The sequence below is a fragment of the Polyangium sp. 6x1 genome (assembly GCF_029946515.1).
Taxonomy (GTDB): domain Bacteria; phylum Myxococcota_A; class Polyangia; order Polyangiales; family Polyangiaceae; genus Polyangium.
Window position 1 is genome coordinate 35,668 of sequence record NZ_JARZHH010000051.1, and the last position, 18,007, is coordinate 53,674.

The window sequence follows — 18,007 nt, forward strand, 5'->3', positions numbered from 1 at the left end:
GGTGCTCCTATTTCGCGACGTCGAGCCGCTTGCCTTTCGGCCCGTCGATGTCCGCGAAGAAATCGTTGCCTTTGTCGTCGACCACGATGAACGCCGGGAAATCGACGACCTCGATCTTCCAGACCGCCTCCATCCCGAGCTCGGGGTATTCGAGCACCTCGACCTTCTTGATGCAATCCTTCGCGAGCCGCGCCGCCGGGCCGCCGATCGAGCCGAGATAAAACCCGCCGTGCTTCTTGCACGCCTCGGTCACCGCGCGCGACCGGTTGCCTTTCGCCAGCATGACGTACGAGCCGCCGCTCGCCTGGAAGAGGTCGACGTACGCGTCCATGCGCCCCGCCGTCGTCGGCCCGAACGAGCCCGAGGCGTATCCCTCCGGCGTCTTCGCGGGGCCGGCGTAATACACCATGAAATCCTTCATGTACCCGGGCATGCCGTCGCCGCGATCGAGGCGCTCCTTGATCTTCGCGTGCGCGATGTCCCGCGCGACGACCATCGGCCCCGAGAGCGAGAGGCGCGTCTTGATCGGATAACGCGAGAGCTCGGCCCGGATCTCGCTCATCGGGCGGTTCAGATCGATCTGCACGACCTCGCCGGAGAGCTCCGCGGCCGTCGTCTCGGGCAGGTACTTCGCCGGATCACGCTCCAGCGCCTCCAGGAAGATGCCGTCCTGCGTGATCTTCGCGAGCGCTTGCCGGTCGGCCGAGCACGAGACCGCGATGCCCACGGGGCACGAGGCGCCGTGGCGCGGCAAGCGGATCACGCGGACGTCGTGGCAGAAGTACTTTCCGCCGAACTGCGCGCCGATCCCCGTGCGCTGCGTGATCGCGAGGATCTGCCGCTCGAGCTCCACGTCGCGGAAGCCGCGGCCGAGCTCGTTGCCCTCCGTCGGCAAGCTGTCGAGGTAGCGCGCCGACGCGAGCTTCGCGACCTTGAGCGTCTGCTCCGCGCTCGTGCCGCCCACGACCACGGCGAGGTGGTACGGCGGGCACGCGGCGGTGCCGAGCGCGCGGATCTTCTGCTCGACGAACGCGAGCAGGCTGTCCGGGTTCAGGAGCGCCTTCGTCTCCTGGTAAAGGTAGCTTTTGTTCGCCGAGCCCCCGCCCTTGGCCATGAAGAGGAACTTGTAGGCGTTGCCCTCGGTCGCGAAGATCTCGATCTGCGCCGGCAGGTTCGTCTTCGTGTTGACCTCGCGGTACATGTCGAGCGGCGCGAGCTGCGAGTAGCGCAGGTTCGTCGTGCGGTACGTATCGGCGACGCCGCGCGCGATCGCGGCCTCGTCGTTGCCTTCGGTCAGCACGTACTGGCCCTTCTTGCCCATCACGATCGCGGTGCCCGTGTCCTGGCAGGAGGGCAGGACGAAGCCGGCGGCGATGTTCGCGTTTCGGAGGAGCTCCAGCGCGACGAAGCGGTCGTTCGCCGAGGCCTCCGGATCGTCGAGGATCCGCGTGAGCTGCGCGAGGTGCCCCGGCCGGAGCAGGTGCGCGATGTCGCGCATGGCCTCGCGCGCGAGGAGCGAGAGCCCCTCCGGCTCGACCTTCAAGAACGTCCTGCCCGCCGCCTCGATCGTCGAGACGTGGTCCTTCGTGACGAGCCGGTAGGGCGTCTCGTCCTTGCCGAGGGGGAGCATGTCCTGGAACTGGAAATCGCTCATCGGGCGAAGGTGTACCCGAGGCGGTAGGCGCGTGCCAAGGGCGCCTTCGCGGGCGCCGCGTCGATGGGCAGGGAGCGCCAGCCTGGTTCGGCCCTGTCGCGGAGCGGATTGCCGCGCCGGGCGTCAATGCGCCCACGCTGCAAAGAGACCAGGTGCCTCGAAGGCATCGGAAAGCTGCCTCGCGCGAGACAACGAGCGGTGGGGCACGGTAGCATCGCAGCATGCGCGCTTGGATCTCGGCTTGGAGCCTGCTCGTGGCCTCGTGCGGGGGCGGGAGCGGAAGCGCGTGCGGGAGCGGGAGCGGGAGCGGAAGCGCGTGCGGGAGCGGAAGCGGGAGCGGGAGCGGGAGCGGCTCCGCGGCGTGCGCATTTGGCCGGTATACCAAGCCGATCGACGACTTCGCGCCCCTCATGCATTGCGCCGGGGCCGTGGGCGCAGACGGGTCCAAGCACGATCGAAGGCTGGACCGCCCGGAATGGTTGCAACGCGGAGACCCTCACGACCTACGCGCAGGGCAAGGCGCGTTGCGAGCGCCAAACCGGTGGCGACGCGGGCGCCAACGTCACGCTCTGCACGATCGAAGGCGGGAGCGACAAATGGCCGGCGGACGGCTCCGCCACGGGAATGGGCGGCCTCGCTGCGACGGACTACATCCTCGATTTCTTGGAGGCTCATCCGATGCCTTGACCCCTCGCCCCTTGACGGGGGCGGTCTTGGCTGGATAAAGGAACACGATGCTCCAGGTCCTCGACGCAGACGAAGAGTATCTCGTCGCCACAAGGGGCCACGTCCTCGTGACGGTCTGGGGCAGGATCCACCTCGACCGCGTGCGCCGCGCGTTCGCCGTGCAGCGCTGGCTGATCGAGGCGTCCGATCACGAGGCGAAGTCGTTCGGCGTCATGGCCGTCATCGTCCCGCAGCGGCTCGCCATCCCCGACAGCCTCGACGCCGAGCTCCGCAAGCTCGACGACTTCATGTCGCCGCACACCCTCGCGAGCGCCGTCGTCATCGAGGGCGAAGGCATGCGGTCGAGCCTGCTTCGCGGCTCGGCCAAGACGACGAGCCTGCTCAAGCCCCGAGGCTACCCCGAGAAGCACTTCGGCGACATCGGCGAGGCGACGCGGTGGCTCGTGCCGCAGATCGCGCAGAAGACCGGCGAGAAGCTCAAGGCCGAGGATCTCGCCTGGGACATCGCCGAGGCGCGGGCGCTGCACCATCACCTCGGCTGAGCCGCGAACGATCACTCGACGTCGAGCGGCACGACCTCGACCGAGGGTCTGTCGCCGGAGCGCTTCACGTACACGAGGTGCTGGAGCGGCACCGCGTGCCACGTGTGGTGGTCCCGCGTGAGCGGCTCGGAGGCGACGATGCACGAGCTCGCGTCCTCGTCCGCCGCGAGCATGCGCCATTCGCCATCGTAGTGGCCGTACGATTTTCCGATCGTGTACCAGATCCGGAGCACGCGCTCCTCCGGCGGGTGGAAATTGTCCCCGAGCCCGTCGTATTGCCCGAGGCCATAGGTATAACAGACGGCGACGAGGTCGTTTCCGTCCGAGAGAAAGAGGTTCATCGGGGAAAACGTGCGGATCCCGAGCTCGCGCCGGATCCCCGCCACGATCCGCAGCGCGGAGGTGACCCCGCGGGCGATGTCGAGCGCGCCGAGGTCCGCGTGCGGATCGGGGAGCTGCGACAGGAGGAGCGCGTAGAACCACTCGCTGTCGGTCGTCCCTTTGATCGCGCGCGAGAGCTCGGGCCGGATCTTCGGCAAGAGCGCGAACTTCATCTCGTCGAACCGCGCGAGCTGCCCATTGTGGGCGAGGGCGAGCCTCGCGCCCTCGAACAGGAACGGGTGCAGGTTCTGCTCGTGGATGATGGCGCGTGTGTCGTACGGCACGCCGCGCAGGTGCGCGAGCAGCGCCGTCGCGCCCACCTTCGCCGCGAGCGCGCGCAGGTTCCGATCGTAGATGGCGAGCTGCGTGCTGCGATAGGCGAAGGGCAGCTCCGGGCGCTCCGAGCGCGCGTCCCACGCGAGCAGCCCCGAGCCCGCGAGGTTCAGGCGCGTGTAAAACGCGGCCTGGTGGGTCTGGTTCACGAACGAGACATCGGGCTTGTAGAGCAGATCCTCGAGGGGGATCGGCTCGCCGAGGTAGGCGAGGACGCGGCACATGGGAGCGCTGATGTCGCCCGGGACGCGCGCGCTTGCAAGCGCCAAGCGCGAGGGTTCGCGAGCCCGCATCGCCGGGAAGTGGTATCGTCCCGACGAAGGGGCGAGGCGTGCACGAGGGACGACGATTCATCGGTGGGGCCGCGGGCGCGCTCGCGCTCGTCTGCATTCTCACGGGCACGGAGGACGCGCGGGCCGGGGATCCTTCCCACGTCGCGTTGTGGCGCCTCGAGGTGCACGGCGCCTATCTCCAGGGCGATCAGCGGCTCGGGGCGGGCACGCTCGCGCCTTATAACGGCTGGGGGTTCTGGGGTCGGGTCGGCATCTCGGAGTTTCCCTGGAAATGGCTCGGGTACGACGTGCTCGCGCAAATTGGCATGGTCGGCACGCCGCAGAGCACGTTCGACGTCGTGACCGAGGGCGCGGTCGCGTTCGCGCCGGCGCGGTGGAAGGGGAGCGTGGATGGCTCGATCGTCCTCGGCGTGGGCGGCGGCTTCGGATTCGAGCGCCCCGTGTGGCTCGGCCGCGGGGCCACGGGGTATCCGCTCGTGCTCGCGCGCTTGACGCTCCTGCCGAAAAAGTCGATCCGCTTCTTTGCGTCGTTTCGATTCACGCCCATCACCCCGGAGGACGGCTGGGGGCGCGCGTATGATCTGGAGGTCACGGGAGGGTACAAGTGGTGGTATCTCGGCCTTCGTGGGCGCATCGACGATGTGACGCAAGGCGATCCCGAGCGTTTGTACCGCACGTACTGGCTCGGCCCGACGGCGGGATTGGTGATTCGATGAGACGCACGAGGACCCACGTTTTCCTCCTCGGCGCGCTCATGCTCGCCGGCTGTGGCATCGACCCGGTGCGTGTCTCGGATCGGGTCTCCACGCGGGACATGTTGCTCGGCGTGCAGGCGCTCGACGACGGCGTGGCGGCGGCGATCGACGTGCGGGTCAACAGTCCCATCGGCACCGTGGAGCTCACCGGCGGCGACGCGCTGTTCGTCACGGTGGACGGGTCGCGCCGCCCGATGGTGGAAGGCCAGAGCAATGGCGCGCCGATCTATTCGGTAAAGCTCGACGCGCTGCCGGGTGATTTCCTCCTCGATCTCGAACGCCAGGCCGATCGCGACGTGCACGGCGTCGTCGTCGAGGTCTCGAGCCCGTTTGCCCTCGCCGGAGGCGGCCTCACGCAGGATCTCCCGCTCTCGCTCTCCTGGGACGCCGATCCCGAAGGCGGCGAGGTCGTGATATCGGTCCAGGGCGATTGCGTCGCCCCGCTCACGCGCTCGCTCGACGAGGACACGGGCGCGCTCGTGATCACGCAGGCCGAGCTCCGCCCGCCGCCGGCGGGCCCGCCGAGCGCTCCTTGTGCGCTCGAGGTGTCGGTCTCCCGGACGATCACCACCCGGGACAAACTTCTCTCGACGAACCCCGGTGGTAACGTCACCACGAGCGCCGAGCAACGCCGGACGATCGCGGTCACCTGGACGCCTTGAATCCCTCCGTCTTCAGGGATCGACACCCGCATGCGTATTCGTTCGCATCTGCTCCTCCTCGCATTCGGCGTCATCTTGCCGGTCGCGGCGTTCTCCGGGTACCTGACGGCGCGGCTCGTCGAGCGTGAGCAACTCACCATCGCGCAAGGCTCGATCGAGCGGCTTCGCTCGACGATGGGCGCCATCGACGCGCAGGTGCAAGGTCAGATCATGGTGCTTCGTGCGCTCGCTTCCGCGCGCGCGCTGGAGAGCGGCGACATCGAGGCATTCCAGGCGGAAGCCGCCCGTGTCCTCTCGTCGCAGCCGGCTTGGCGGAACGTCCTTCTCGCCGAGCCCGATGGAAAGGTGGTCGCGAACGTGGCGGCCCCGTGGGCCGTGAAAGCGTTCCCGTATCTGCAGGAACCCGAAGCTGCGGCGCGCGCCGCCCGGACGCGCGCGCCGGCGGTGGGATCGATGATGACGGCCCCGGCCCTGCAGCAGCGGGGCGTCGATGTGGCCGTGCCCGTGCTCCACGACGGCCAGGTCCGGTACGTCCTGCTCGCGTTCATCAAGCCCGATCTCTTTCTCACGTCGATCGAAAAACAGCGAATCGGTCAGGGCTGGGTGAGCGGGCTCGTCGATGCCCGCGGGGCGTTCATCGCGCGCGTCCCGGCCATTCCCGCGGAGAAAGCGGGCGCGCCGTTCCTCGCGGCGATCGCGCGCGGGCCCGAGGGATGGTATCGCGGCAAGACCACGGAGGGGTACGACGCGTACACGGCCCATATCACGTCGGCGTTCACGAACTGGAGCATCGGGCTCGGCATTCCGGCCGAAGAAGTGCTAGCCGGCGCGAGGCGCACGGGGTGGGCGATGGGCGGGGGCATTGCGAGCTCGCTCGGGATCGCGTTCCTGCTCGCGTTGTGGCTCGGCCGGCGCGTCTCGCGGCCCGTCGTCGCGCTCGCCGAGGCGGCGCCTGCCATTGCGACGGGCACGACCATGAACACGCGGGGCCTCGAGCACGTCGCCGAGGTACGAACCGTCGCCCACGCGCTGAACGAGGCGGCGGCGGCCGTGCGCGATCGACAGGAGCTTCTCGAGCGCGAGAAACGCGCGCTCCAGGAGGGCGACCGCGCCAAGGACGAGTTCATCGCGATGATGAGCCACGAGCTCCGAAACCCGCTCGCCGCGCTCACCTCGGCCAGCCAGCTCCTCGATATGGTGGATCCGCAGCACCCCGCGGCGAAGCACGCCCGCGAGGTGATCAAGCGCCAGACCAAGCACACGGCGCGGCTCGTCGAGGATCTGCTCGACGTGAGCCGCATCGTCATGGGCAAGGCCCACTTCCATCCGGAGATCATGAACCTCGCCGACGCGGCGTCCGCGGTCCTTCAAACGTGGCGCGCCTCGGGGCGACTCGAGCATCACGACGTTACGTTGCATTCGACGGCCGTGTGGATCCGGGCCGACCGCGCCCGCGTCGAGCAGATCCTCTCGAACCTCCTCGACAACGCGCTCAAGTTCAGCCCGAAAGGCTCGGCCATCGAGGTGCGGGCGCAAAGCGACGACGGCGGCGCCGTGCTCTCCGTGGCCGACCAGGGACCGGGTCTGCCGGCCGAGATGATGGAGCACGTCTTCGACCTCTTCGTGCAGGGCGAGCAGGGGCTCGCCCGCAAGTCCGGGGGGATGGGGATTGGCCTCGCGCTCGTGAAGAAGCTCGCGGAGCTGCAAGGCGGCAGCGTCTCCGTCGTGAGCGCGGGAGAGGAGCGCGGCGCCGTCTTCACCGTGCGATTCCCCGAGGTCTCGGCGCCTGCGTCGACGGCCGCGCCGCCGCGCGCGCTCCAATCGATCACGCCTCGACGCATTCTCCTGATCGACGACAACGACGACATGCGAAAGACGCTCGCCGCGTCGCTGTCGCTCCAGGGCCACGAGGTGCGCGAGGCGTCGGATGGCCGGGCCGGCGTCGAGCTCGCCGAAAGCGCCGCGTTCGACGTCGCGGTGGTCGACCTCGGTCTCCCCGAGATGGACGGATACGAGGTCGCGAGGCGGCTCCGAGCCAATCCTTTGACGCGCCACATCGGCCTCGTGGCGCTCACCGGTTATGGCCAGCTCGAGGACAAGCGTAAATCGTTCGAGGCGGGGTTCGACGAACACCTGACGAAGCCCGTCGACCCGGAGGCGCTGGAGGAGGCGATTGCGTTTGCGGCCTCGCGCGACGGATCGGAGCCCGCCGAGCGCGGCTGAGCCCGCGGCGCCCGTGCGTCCATGTCGCCATGCGCTGGTCACGTGCGTGACCTGGGCGCGCGCGAGGTCTGGTCAATGGTCCGACCAGGTTCGCATACATTATTTTCGAAATGGAATCGCTTGCAATGCTGCCCGAAGCAGAATAAGTTTCCTGTCACGCGGGCGGCTCCGGTTCCCGAAGGGGTCTCGTCGGATCTGCGTCACAGCCCACCTTGGTGAGCCACTCGCGCGTTGACCCAACCACGGCGTGACGCTGCAATACAGAGTGTCGAGGCGCGCGATGGATACGCGTGGCGCACGGATGCGCGCGCGTGTGGCGCTGCTCGACGCAAGGGTCTTGTCGCCGTCGTATTTCGATCGGCGACGCCCATCATTTCATATCCCGGAAGGAACCGACATGACGCACCATCTTCGTTCTTCCCTCGCGCTCGTGATTGCTTCGCTCGGCCTCGCGGCTTGCGCCATCGGCGCGGACGAAGGCGGGGAGGACGTGGGCGCCGCTCCGGCCGCCCTCTCGGCGGAGGGCCGCTACATCATCAAGTTCAAGGATTACTCGCGGCGTGGCGCGGCGATCGCGGCCGCGGGCGGCAAGGTCGCGCGGGAGCTGCCCGAGCAGGCGGCGAGCGCCGTGTACCTGCCCGACGCGGCGGCCCTGGCCATGGCGAACAACCCGAACGTCGAGTACGTCGAGGTCGATCAGCCCCGCGAGCTCTACGGCCAGACGACGCCGTACGGCATTTCGATGGTGCAGGCGACCGACGCCGCCTTCGCGGGTGCGAGCGGCAGCACCAAGGTCTGCATCATCGATTCGGGCTTCTACGCCGGCCACGCCGATCTCCAGGGCCTGCCCGTCACGGGCCAGAGCGGCACCTCGTGGAACTCGGACTCCTGCGGTCACGGCACGCACGTCGCCGGCACGATCGCCGCGGTGAACAATGCGCAGGGCGTCGTCGGCGTCGCGCCGAACAACGTCTCGCTCCACATCGTGAAGGTCTTCGACGGCGCCGATTGCGCCTGGTCGTACTCCTCGGACCTCGTCGCCGCGCTGAACGAATGCCGGAGCGCGGGCGCGAAGGTCGTGAGCATGAGCCTCGGCGGCAGCTTCTCCAGCACCACGGAGAAGACCGCGTTCGAAAGCGCCAACGCCGCGGGCGTCCTCAGCATCGCGGCGGCGGGCAACGGCGGCAACAACAGGACCTCGTATCCGGCCGGGTATCCGTCCGTCATGTCCGTCGCGGCCGTCGATTCGGCGAAGGCCAAGGCGGACTTCTCGCAATACAATGCCGACGTCGAGATCGCGGCGCCGGGCGTGGGCGTCCTCTCGACCGTGCCGTGGACGACGCCGACCCTCACCGTGGGCTCGGGCGCGTATGGAGGGTCGATCATCGACGGCGCGGCGGCGAAGTCCGTCTCGGGCGCGCTCGTCGACGGCGGCCTGTGTGATTCGGTCGGCTCGTGGGCGGGCAAGGTCGTGCTTTGCCAGCGCGGCGTGGTCAGCTTCGCCGACAAGGTCAACAACGCGCAGGCCGGCGGCGCCGCGGGCGCGGTCATTTACAACAACGTCTCCGGCGCGTTCGCGGGCACGCTCAATGGCACGAGCGCGATCCCGGCCATCAGCATGAGCATGGAGGACGGCCAGGCCCTCGTCGCCGGCTCGCTCGGCGCGAGCGCCACGCTGAACACGATCCAGACGATCCCGGGCACGGGCTACGAGGCGTGGGACGGCACCTCGATGGCGACGCCGCACGTCTCGGCCGTCGCCGCGCTCATCTGGAGCCAGAAGCCGACGGCGACGAATGCCGACGTCCGCAATGCGCTCACCTCGACGGCGGAGGATCTCGGCGCGGCCGGCCGCGACGTGAACTTCGGTTATGGCCTCGTGCGCGCGAAGAACGCGCTCGACGCCCTGCTCAGCGACAGTGGCGGCGGCGGGCCCACCTGCGGCGCGTCCGGCGCGACCTGCTCGACCGGCTCGGAGTGCTGCTCGGGCACCTGCGGCGTCAAGGGCAAGAAGATCTGCAAGTGAGCCTCTGAACAGCGGGGATCCGGCAGGCTTGGATCCCCGCTCGTCCCCTGCCATTTCCCGCCTCTCCTCCCATTTCACAATCCTGCGACCTGGTGCCATTCCCTGGTACATGGTGCTTCCACATGATTTGAATATTTACAAAGGCCGAGCTCTTTGGATAGGGTTTGGCCATGACTTTCGCAAAATCAGGACGTCGAGCTTTTCCTTGGTTGATCCTCGTCTCGTTCGCGGCGTCCGCGGCCGCGTTCGCCTCGGCTTGCTCCGGGACGGGCACGCAGCCCACGTCCGGAACCACGTGCACGCCGGACCTGGCATCCATTCAGGAGACCGTCTTTGCGCGGTCCTGTTCACAACAGGGATGTCATGCCTCCGTCGAGCCCGCGGCCTTCCTCGACCTCGCGTCGCCGGGAGTCGAGACGCGGCTCGTCGGCGTGCCCTCGGGCACGTGCGAAAACAAGGTCCTCGTGGCGCCGGGCAACCCCGAGCAATCGTTCCTGATCGAGAAAATGAAGCTGGCGATGCCCCGCTGCGGTCTCCGCATGCCGCCCACCGGCGCCCTGCCGGCCGAGGAGATCGCGTGCATCGAGTCCTGGATCGCCGGGCTCCCCGAGGGCAGCGAGCCCGACGGCGGCACCGACGCGCCGTCGTGCGAGACGTGCGGCGGCGCGAGCTGCGTCGATCTCGCCGCCGATCCCTCGAACTGCGGGGCCTGCGGGAAGGTTTGTCCGCCCGGGGCCGCGTGCGCCACGGGCGCGTGCGCGTGCAGCGGGGCGCTCACGGCGTGCGGGGACGCCTGCGTGGACACGTCCGTCGACGTTGCGAACTGCGGCGGCTGCGACAAACCCTGTCCGCAAGGCTCGCTCTGCGCGGGAGGGCAATGCGCTTGCCCGGGCGGGCTCGAAGCATGCAATGGGCAATGCGTGGACACGACGTCGGACCCGATGAACTGCGGTACGTGCGGCAATGTCTGCGGCGCGGGGAAGGTCTGCAATGGCGGCGCGTGCCTCGCGAGTTGCGGGATGCTCGAGACGTGCGGCGCATCCTGCGTGGATACGAGCACGAGCGTGACGAACTGCGGCGCGTGCGGGAACGCCTGCGCGGCCGGCGCCTCGTGCGTCGCCGGCATGTGCACGTGCCCGGCAGGGACCTCGGCTTGCAATGGCACCTGCATCAACACGACCACGGATCCGGCGAATTGCGGGGCGTGCGGCAAGGTATGCGCGGCGGGCACGACGTGCCTCGACGGCGCGTGCGCTTGCCCCGGCGGAGGCGCCTCTTGCGGCGGCGTGTGCGTCGATACGCAGACCGATCCGAACAACTGCGGCGCCTGCGGCAACACGTGCGCGGCCGGGCAAACGTGCGCGGGCGGGACCTGCACGTGCGGCAGCGGGAGCGTCTCGTTCGCCGCCGACGTCCAGCCCATCTTCACCGCGAACTGCGCTTCCGCCGGCTGCCACAAGGGGGTGAACGCGCAGGAAGGGCTCGATCTGAGCGTCGGAAAGGCGTATGCCGGGCTCGTCGGCGTCACCGCGACGCAATGCAATGACGGACGCAAGCTCGTCCAGCCCAGCGACCCTGCGCAGAGCTACCTCATCGACAAGATGATGAACGTCGATCTTTGCTCGGGGACGAAGATGCCCAAGCTTGGGATGCTGCCTTCGCCGCAGATCACCACGGTGGCGAACTGGATCTGCGCCGGGGCGCCGAACAACTAGAGCATCGAACAGTTCGATGCTCTGGAAGATCGCGAAGCGATCTTCCCTCGGGGGGTGAATCGGCCGGGCTTCGCCTGGCCGAGAGGGGGACGCGAGGCGTCCCCCTCGGGACGAACGAGCCACGAACATCGAGCGGTTGTCGAACCGATCGATGTTCGTGGCGGCTCAGGTCCCCGCGACCTGCATGCCTTCGAAGACGAGCGTCGGGGCGCGGCCCGACGAATGGACGAAGGGATCATTGCCGACGGCGACGAGGCGCTTCCACACGTCGATGTGGCGGCCGGCGATGTTCATCTCGGCGATCGGCTCGGCGATCTTTCCTCCGCGGATCACGAAGCCCTGCACGCCGAGCGAGAAATCGCCGGTCGCGTCGTTCGAGTTTCCGCCGAGGAACGACGTGACGAGCAAACCCTCTTTCACGTCGAGCGCGAGCGCGGCCTGCGTCTTGCTCCCGAGCTTCCAGGTGAGGTTCGTCGAGCTGCCCGTGGTCGGCGCCATGCCGAGCTTCTTGCCGTAATACGTGTCGATGTAAGGGTTCTTGAGGACGCCCTTTTCAAAAATGGGCATCCGCCGCGCGGCCAGGCCCTCGTTATCGAACGGCCGCGTGCCGAGCCCCTTCGGCAGGAGCGGCTCGTCCGCGAAATCGAGTTTGTCGCTGCCGAACGGTTTGCCCACGAGCCCTTCGAGGAACGAGCGCTTCTGCTGCAGCGCGGCCCCGGTGAGCGGGCGGAGCAAGTAACTCACGAAGCGCCCCGCGGCGCGGTTGTCGATGAGCACCGTCATCACGGCCGACGGGGCCTTCTTGGCGCCCCGCCGTCCGAGCGCCCGCTCCGTCGCGCGGCGCCCCACGGCGGCCGCGTCGGGCAGGTCCGCGTACATCCGTACATAGCCGTAGTCGCCCTCCTCGGGCCGACGCCCGTCGTCGTCCTTGATGCTCACGTCGGCCGAGATCGAGAACTCCGTGCCCGCGAAGCTCGCTTCGAGCCCATTCGAATGCACCTGCGTCGTCTGGTTCCACGAATGGTAGCCGTTCGTGCTGACGCTCAGGATCGCCTCGCTCCCCTTGACGGACCGCGCCGCCTCCTCCGTGGCCTGCGCCGTGCGGCGCAGGTCGAGCGCGGTGATGCTCTCGACCCGCGGATCGGCGATCGAGAGGTCTTCCGGCGCCGTCTTCGCATACAGCGCAGGGTCCGGCAGGCTCCGGTTCGGATCCTTCGCCAGCGTCCGCGTGAGGCCGATGGCGTTGTCCAGGAACGACGCGAGCCCCTCGGGGCGCAGATCACTCGTCGAGCAGACCGAGTACCGCCCGTCGACGAAGAGCCGCACGTCGAGCCCGCGGCTCGTCGCCTCCGTGATCTTCTCCAGCTTGCCGTCGCGCCACGTCACGTCGACCTCGCGCTTCACGCGCGCGAGGGCCGCGACCTCCGCCGCGCCTTTCTGTTTGGCGAGAGAAACGGCGTTCCTGGCAATTTCCAGCATGGCTTCGTTCGTCATGACGCTCCCTCAGCCCTTCGCGCTCGCCTTGTCGCCCTGGCCCTTGGTCGGCGCAGAGGGGGTTCCCCCCTGGCCCCCGACCGTGATCGAGGAGACGCGCACCGTGGGAATGCCCTGCGAAACGGGCACGCTCTGCACGTCCTTGCCGCAGGTCCAGCCGCCCTCGTCGATGACGAGGTCCTTGCCGACCATGTCGATGCGCTCGAGCACCTTGGGGCCGTTGCCGATGATGTTCACGTCCTTGATCGGCCGCGTGAGCTTGCCGTCCTCGATGAGGAAGCCGTTCTTCACGTAAAACGTGAAATCGCCGGCGCCGATCTGCACCTGGCCGTTGGAGAAACTCTGGCAGTAGATGCCGCGCTTGACCGAGGCCACGATCTCGTCGTGCTCGTGCGGCCCGGGCAGCATGTACGTCGCCCGCATGCGCGGCATCGGCGGGTGCTGGTAGCTCTGCCGCCGGCCGTTGCCCGTGGGCTTCAGGCCGTAGTGTTTCGCCGAGATGGAGTCGTGCATGTACGTCGCGAGGACGCCCCGATCGACGAGCGTCGTCGTGCCCGCGGGGTTGCCCTCGTCGTCGACGTTGATCGCGCCGCGCGCATAGGGCTGCGCCGCGTCGTCGACGATGTTCACGAACGGTTTGGCGATGGGCTTGCCGATCTTGTCCGCGTAGATCGAGACGCCCTTGCGATTGAAATCGGCCTCCATGCCGTGGCCGATCGCCTCGTGCAGCAGGATGCCCGACGAGCCGGCCCCGAGCACGACGGGCATCTCCCCGGCAGGCGCGGGGACCGCGTCGAAGAGCACGGTCGTCCGCGCGACCGCCTCGCGCACCACGCGGCCCACGGTCTCGGCCGAATAAAAATCGAACCCCCGCCGGCCCGCCACGTTGTAGCCGTTCGTCTCCTTGCGGCCGCCTTGCTCGGCGACACACGAGACGTAGAGCGTCGTCATCGGCTGGAAATCCTCGACGAGCCTGCCCTGGCTGTCGGCGATGAGGATCGCCCCCGCCTCGTCCATGAACGAGACGCTCACCTTCTTGATGCGGCCATCCGCCTTGAAGACCGCCGCGTTCACGCCGTCGAGGATCGGGAGCTTCTGCGCGGGCTTGATGCCGTCCCAGGGCACGTCGAGCGCGTACCTCTGCGGCAGGGCCGCCCCGACCGCGAGCACCGTCGGCCCGGGCCGCGCCGGCCCGTCCGCGACCGCCGCCGCCGTCTGCGCCGCGCGCTTGATCGCCTCGCGCGTGAGCTCCTCCGTATACGCGTAGCCCGTCTGATCGCCGCGCACCACGCGCACGCCCACGCCGAGCTCGACGCGCGTGTACGCGCGGTTCACCTCGCCGTCCTCGAGCTGCAATCCATTGGTGACGCGGTGCTGGAAGAAGAGGTCCGCGTGATCGGCGCCGCGCGACAGCGCCTCCGCGAGCGCGTCCCGGATCATCCCCTCGTCCACGCCGAACCGGCTGAAATACGAGACCCGCGGCGCGTCGGCCGAGGGCACGACTGCGGCCGTGGTGGGTTTTTCGAGCGCCTGCCCCGCGCAGCCGAGCAAGAACCCGCTCGCCGAGGCGGCCGCGATGCTCGATGCCCCCATCTCGATGAATTGCCGCCGGTTGATGCGAAGATCGTGGCCCATCGTCCGAGCTCCAGGTGAAAGTACGGTCACGACGATACACCCACGTCCACAGCCGAGCACGCGGATTCAACAGGCAGCCGGGTTTCGACGGCTCCGTCCGGGTGGTTCGTCCGGGAACTTCGATTCATGACTTCATGCCGCAGCGCGGCACGGCCTGCCGCTTGCAACCAATGGGTCGCCGTGCTCTACAGCCTCGTACCGTCTAACGAGGTAGACGCTCCGGGACGACGCGTGTGAAGGCCGAGCGCGGATTCATCCTGACCCCGACCTACCGGATCCACGACGATCGGACCGAGGTGCACCTTTATGCCGTCCTCGCGTGCGGCGAGCCCGCGCTGCTCGTGCACGATCAGGAGCGACCGTATTTCTTCGTGCGCGCCCGGGACGAGGCCGTGGCGCGCCGCGTCGCGGGCGAGCGCCTCTCCGAAACGCCCTTCGTCTCGTTCGCCGGAGATCCCGTCTTGCGAATCGACGCCCCGAACCCCGAGCGCCTCGCCTCGCTGCGCGCTTCGCTCGGCGCGAGCGGCGTGATCCCGCTCGAAGCGGACGTGCGCTTCGTGCAGCGTTTCCTCGTCGATCACGGCATCCGCGGCGCCTTCTCCGTCGAGGGCCCCTTCGAGCGCCGCCGCGGCGTGGGGCGCGTCTACGTGAACCCGCGCATCGAGCCGGCCTCGTTCGTCCCGCGCCTCTCCGTGCTCTCGTTCGACATCGAGACGAGCTTCGACGGCGCGCGCCTCTTCTCCATCGCGTCCGCGGGCCAAGGCGGCGAGCGTGTCTTCCTCGTGCACGATCGCGCCACGACGAACTTCGCCACATACGTAGATATTTTCCCCGACGAACGCTCCATGCTCGCCGCGTTTTTCGAGCACGTCCAAAAGGCCGACCCCGACGTGCTCACGGGTTGGAGCTTACCCGATTTCGACCTCCCCCAGCTCGTCACGTTCGCCCGCCGCGCGCGCCTCGCGTGCTCGCTCGGCCGCGCCGCGGGCAACCCCACGATCCGCCGTGATCCCGGCTTCACCCGCGAGGCGCGCGCGTTCGTCCCCGGCCGTGTCGTGCTCGACGGGCTCGCGCTCGTGCGCGGCGCGTTCGTGCGGCTCGACGACTATCGCCTGGAGACCGCGGCGCGCGCGATCCTCGGCCGCGGAAAACTGTTTGGCCCCGAAGGACGTGGCGACGCCATCGAGACGGCCTTTCGCGACGACCCCGCCGCGCTCGCGGCCTACAACCTCGAAGACGCCCGGCTCGTTCTGGAGATCGTGCAAAAGCTCGGCCTCGTCGAGCTCGCCGTCGAGCGCAGCCTGCTCACGGGCATGCCGCCCGATCGGGTCGGCTCGCAGATCGCCGCCGTGGACTCGCTCTACCTCGGCGAGGTCCGGAGCCGCGGCCGCGTCGCGCCCTCGGTCGTCCGTGGCGACGATCTCGAAGCGACCCCACTCGCCGGCGGCCTCGTCCTCGATGGGAAACCCGGGTTTTTCCGGAACGTCCTCGTCTACGACTTCAAGAGCCTGTATCCGAGCCTCATCCGCACCTTCAACATCGACCCGATGACCTTCGCGGGCGAGGGCAACCTCGGGGATCCGAGCGTCATCCAGGTCCCCGGCGGCGCGACGTTCCGGCGGGACGAGCCGGGCATCCTGCCCGATCTCGTGGCGCGGCTCGGCGCGGAGCGACAGGAGGCGCGGCGGAGCGGCGACGAGCGGCGCGCGCAGGCCATCAAGATCCTCATGAACTCGCTCTACGGCGTGCTCGGATCCCCCGCGTCGCGCCTGTTCTCGCCGCCCGTCGCGAGCGCGATCCCGCTCGCGGGGCAATGGGTGATCCGCGTCGCGGCCCGCGCCGCCTCGTCGCGCCCGGGACATCGCGTGCTTTATGGCGACACCGACTCGCTCTTCGTCGACGTGGGCGAGCCCGATCCGGAGAAAGCCGCGGCGTATGCGGACGTGCTCCGCGCGCACATCGCCGCCGAGGTCGATCAGGCGATCGAGCGCTCGTTCTCCGTGCAGAGTCACCTCGACCTCGCATTCGCGAAGATGTACGCGCGGTTTTTCCTGCCCGAGATGCGCGGCCGCGCCGAGGGCAGCAAGAAACGGTACGCGGGGCTCGTGTATCGCCCGAGCGGAGACGGCGAGGTCGAGATCGTCGGCCTCGAAGCGGTCCGTCGCGACACGAGCGCCATCGCGCGCAGGTTCCAGCGCGAGCTTTTGGATCGCGTCTTTCACGATCGCCCCGTGGAGCCGTTCGTCCTCGCGTTCGTCGAGGACCTCCGGGCGGGCCGTTTCGACGCCGAGCTCGTCTACCGCAAAGCGCTGCGCAAGCCGCTCGAAGCGTACACGAAGACCACGCCGCCTCACGTAAAGGCGGCGCGCAGGCTCGGCGCGGACGCCGGCCGCGTCGTCTCCTACGTGGTCACGAAAAACGGCCCCGAGCCCACGAGCGCACGTTCGTCCCCATTGGATCACGAGCATTACGTGGAGCACCAGATCAAGCCGATCGCCGACGCGGTGCTGCGCCTCTCGGGCGGGCGCGATTTCGACGACGTCACGGGCGCTCGCCGCCAGCTCTCTCTCTTCTGAATCGCGCCGGGTGACAGGCGCGGGCGCGGAGAGTATCGTGCCGCGCCATGCAATACACTCGACTCGGCCGCACGGCCCTCAAGGTCAGCCGACTTTGCCTCGGCACGATGAATTTCGGCCCCCAGACGAGCGAGGAGGACTCGTTCCGCATCATGGATCGCGCCCTCGAGCTCGGGATCAACTTCTTCGACACGGCCAACGTGTACGGCTGGAAGAAGGGCGAGGGCTGGACGGAGCAGATCATTGGCCGCTGGTTCGCCCAGGGAGGCGGGCGCCGCGAGAAGACCGTGATCGCGACGAAGGTCTACGGCGGCATGGGCGACTGGCCGAATACGTCGCGCCTCTCGGCGCTGCACATCCGGCAGGCGTGCGAGGAGTCGCTCCAGCGGTTGAAGACCGATCACATCGACCTCTACCAGATGCACCACGTCGATCGCGACGCGCCGTGGGACGAGATCTGGCAAGCGATGGACGTCCTCGTCCAGCAGGGCAAGGTGGTCTACGTGGGCTCGTCGAACTTCGCGGGCTGGCACATCGCGCAGGCGAACGAGGCCGCGAAACGCCGCCATTTCCTGGGGCTCGTCTCCGAGCAGAGCCTCTACAACCTGATCGATCGCACGATCGAGCTCGAAGTGATCCCGGCCTGCCAGAATTACGGCCTCGGCCTCATCCCGTGGAGCCCGCTCAAGGGCGGCATCCTCGGCGGCGCCCTCAAGAAGGAAAAAGAAGGGCGGCTCGCCACCGATTTCGCGCAGAAGAACCTCGCCAAATACCGCGAAAAACTCGAGCGGTTCGAGGCGCTCGCGGCCGATCTCGGCAAGCCCGCTGCCGACGTCGGGCTCGCCTGGCTGCTCGCGCAGCCCGTCGTGACCGGGCCGATCATTGGTCCACGTACGATCGAGCAGCTCGACGGCACGGTGCGCGCGCTCGATCTGAAGCTCGACGAGGCGACCCTGAAGAAGCTCGACGAGATCTTCCCCGGCCCCGGCGGCGCCGCGCCGGAAGCTTATGCGTGGTGACTGACGCTACGG

12 protein-coding genes are annotated in these 18,007 nt (G+C 68.6%); 8 read left to right on the plus strand and 4 right to left on the minus strand.

Annotated elements, in window-relative coordinates:
• Positions 1 to 7: 7 nt before the first annotated feature.
• Positions 8 to 1,654 (minus strand): fumarate hydratase, encoded by a 1,647-nt coding sequence (locus QHF85_RS35255; RefSeq protein ID WP_281331785.1) that lies wholly within the window; start codon positions 1,652 to 1,654, stop codon positions 8 to 10.
• Between the two features lie 734 nt (positions 1,655 to 2,388).
• Here QHF85_RS35255 and QHF85_RS35260 point away from each other — a divergent pair.
• A complete protein-coding gene (locus tag QHF85_RS35260; RefSeq protein WP_281331786.1) occupies positions 2,389 to 2,883 on the plus strand; it encodes a hypothetical protein in 495 nt (164 codons plus the stop codon).
• A gap of 11 nt (positions 2,884 to 2,894) precedes the next feature.
• On the opposite strand, the gene QHF85_RS35265 is transcribed toward QHF85_RS35260, so the two are convergent.
• The gene (locus QHF85_RS35265) at positions 2,895 to 3,866 is read right to left on the minus strand and encodes a class II glutamine amidotransferase (protein WP_281331787.1); all 972 of its coding nucleotides are present in this window, start codon (positions 3,864 to 3,866) and stop codon (positions 2,895 to 2,897) included.
• 62 nt (positions 3,867 to 3,928) lie between these two features.
• Here QHF85_RS35265 and QHF85_RS35270 point away from each other — a divergent pair, with 62 nt between their 5' ends.
• The 5 genes from QHF85_RS35270 to QHF85_RS35290 all read left to right on the plus strand — a co-directional run bounded on the left by QHF85_RS35270 (position 3,929) and on the right by QHF85_RS35290 (position 11,271).
• A complete protein-coding gene (locus tag QHF85_RS35270) occupies positions 3,929 to 4,606 on the plus strand; it encodes a hypothetical protein (RefSeq protein WP_281331788.1) in 678 nt (225 codons plus the stop codon).
• Complete coding sequence (locus tag QHF85_RS35275) at positions 4,603 to 5,307, plus strand: hypothetical protein (protein ID WP_281331789.1); 705 nt, start codon at positions 4,603 to 4,605, stop codon at positions 5,305 to 5,307. The genes QHF85_RS35270 and QHF85_RS35275 overlap by 4 nt, the downstream gene beginning before the upstream one ends.
• Positions 5,308 to 5,337: 30 nt before the next feature.
• Positions 5,338 to 7,530: an ATP-binding protein gene (locus tag QHF85_RS35280; RefSeq protein WP_281331790.1), complete on the plus strand. Its 2,193-nt coding sequence runs from the start codon at positions 5,338 to 5,340 to the stop codon at positions 7,528 to 7,530.
• Between the two features lie 397 nt (positions 7,531 to 7,927).
• On the plus strand, positions 7,928 to 9,556 hold the full coding sequence (locus tag QHF85_RS35285; RefSeq protein WP_281331791.1) for a S8 family serine peptidase: 1,629 nt from the start codon (positions 7,928 to 7,930) through the stop codon (positions 9,554 to 9,556).
• A 209-nt stretch (positions 9,557 to 9,765) separates the two neighbouring features.
• Positions 9,766 to 11,271 (plus strand): MXAN_6577-like cysteine-rich protein, encoded by a 1,506-nt coding sequence (locus QHF85_RS35290; RefSeq protein ID WP_281331792.1) that lies wholly within the window; start codon positions 9,766 to 9,768, stop codon positions 11,269 to 11,271.
• Positions 11,272 to 11,436: 165 nt separating this feature from the next.
• On the opposite strand, the gene QHF85_RS35295 is transcribed toward QHF85_RS35290, so the two are convergent.
• On the minus strand, positions 11,437 to 12,765 hold the full coding sequence (locus QHF85_RS35295) for a TldD/PmbA family protein (RefSeq protein WP_281331793.1): 1,329 nt from the start codon (positions 12,763 to 12,765) through the stop codon (positions 11,437 to 11,439).
• 9 nt (positions 12,766 to 12,774) lie between these two features.
• Positions 12,775 to 14,400, minus strand: coding sequence for a TldD/PmbA family protein (locus QHF85_RS35300; protein ID WP_281331794.1), 1,626 nt, complete (start codon positions 14,398 to 14,400; stop codon positions 12,775 to 12,777).
• Positions 14,401 to 14,633: 233 nt separating this feature from the next.
• Between QHF85_RS35300 and QHF85_RS35305 the strand changes: the two genes are divergently transcribed.
• Positions 14,634 to 16,976 carry a DNA polymerase II gene (locus tag QHF85_RS35305; RefSeq protein ID WP_281331795.1) on the plus strand — a complete coding sequence of 781 codons (2,343 nt, stop codon included), beginning with the start codon at positions 14,634 to 14,636 and terminating at the stop codon, positions 16,974 to 16,976.
• Between the two features lie 47 nt (positions 16,977 to 17,023).
• A complete protein-coding gene (locus QHF85_RS35310; protein WP_281331796.1) occupies positions 17,024 to 17,995 on the plus strand; it encodes an aldo/keto reductase in 972 nt (323 codons plus the stop codon).
• Positions 17,996 to 18,007: the final 12 nt, after the last annotated feature.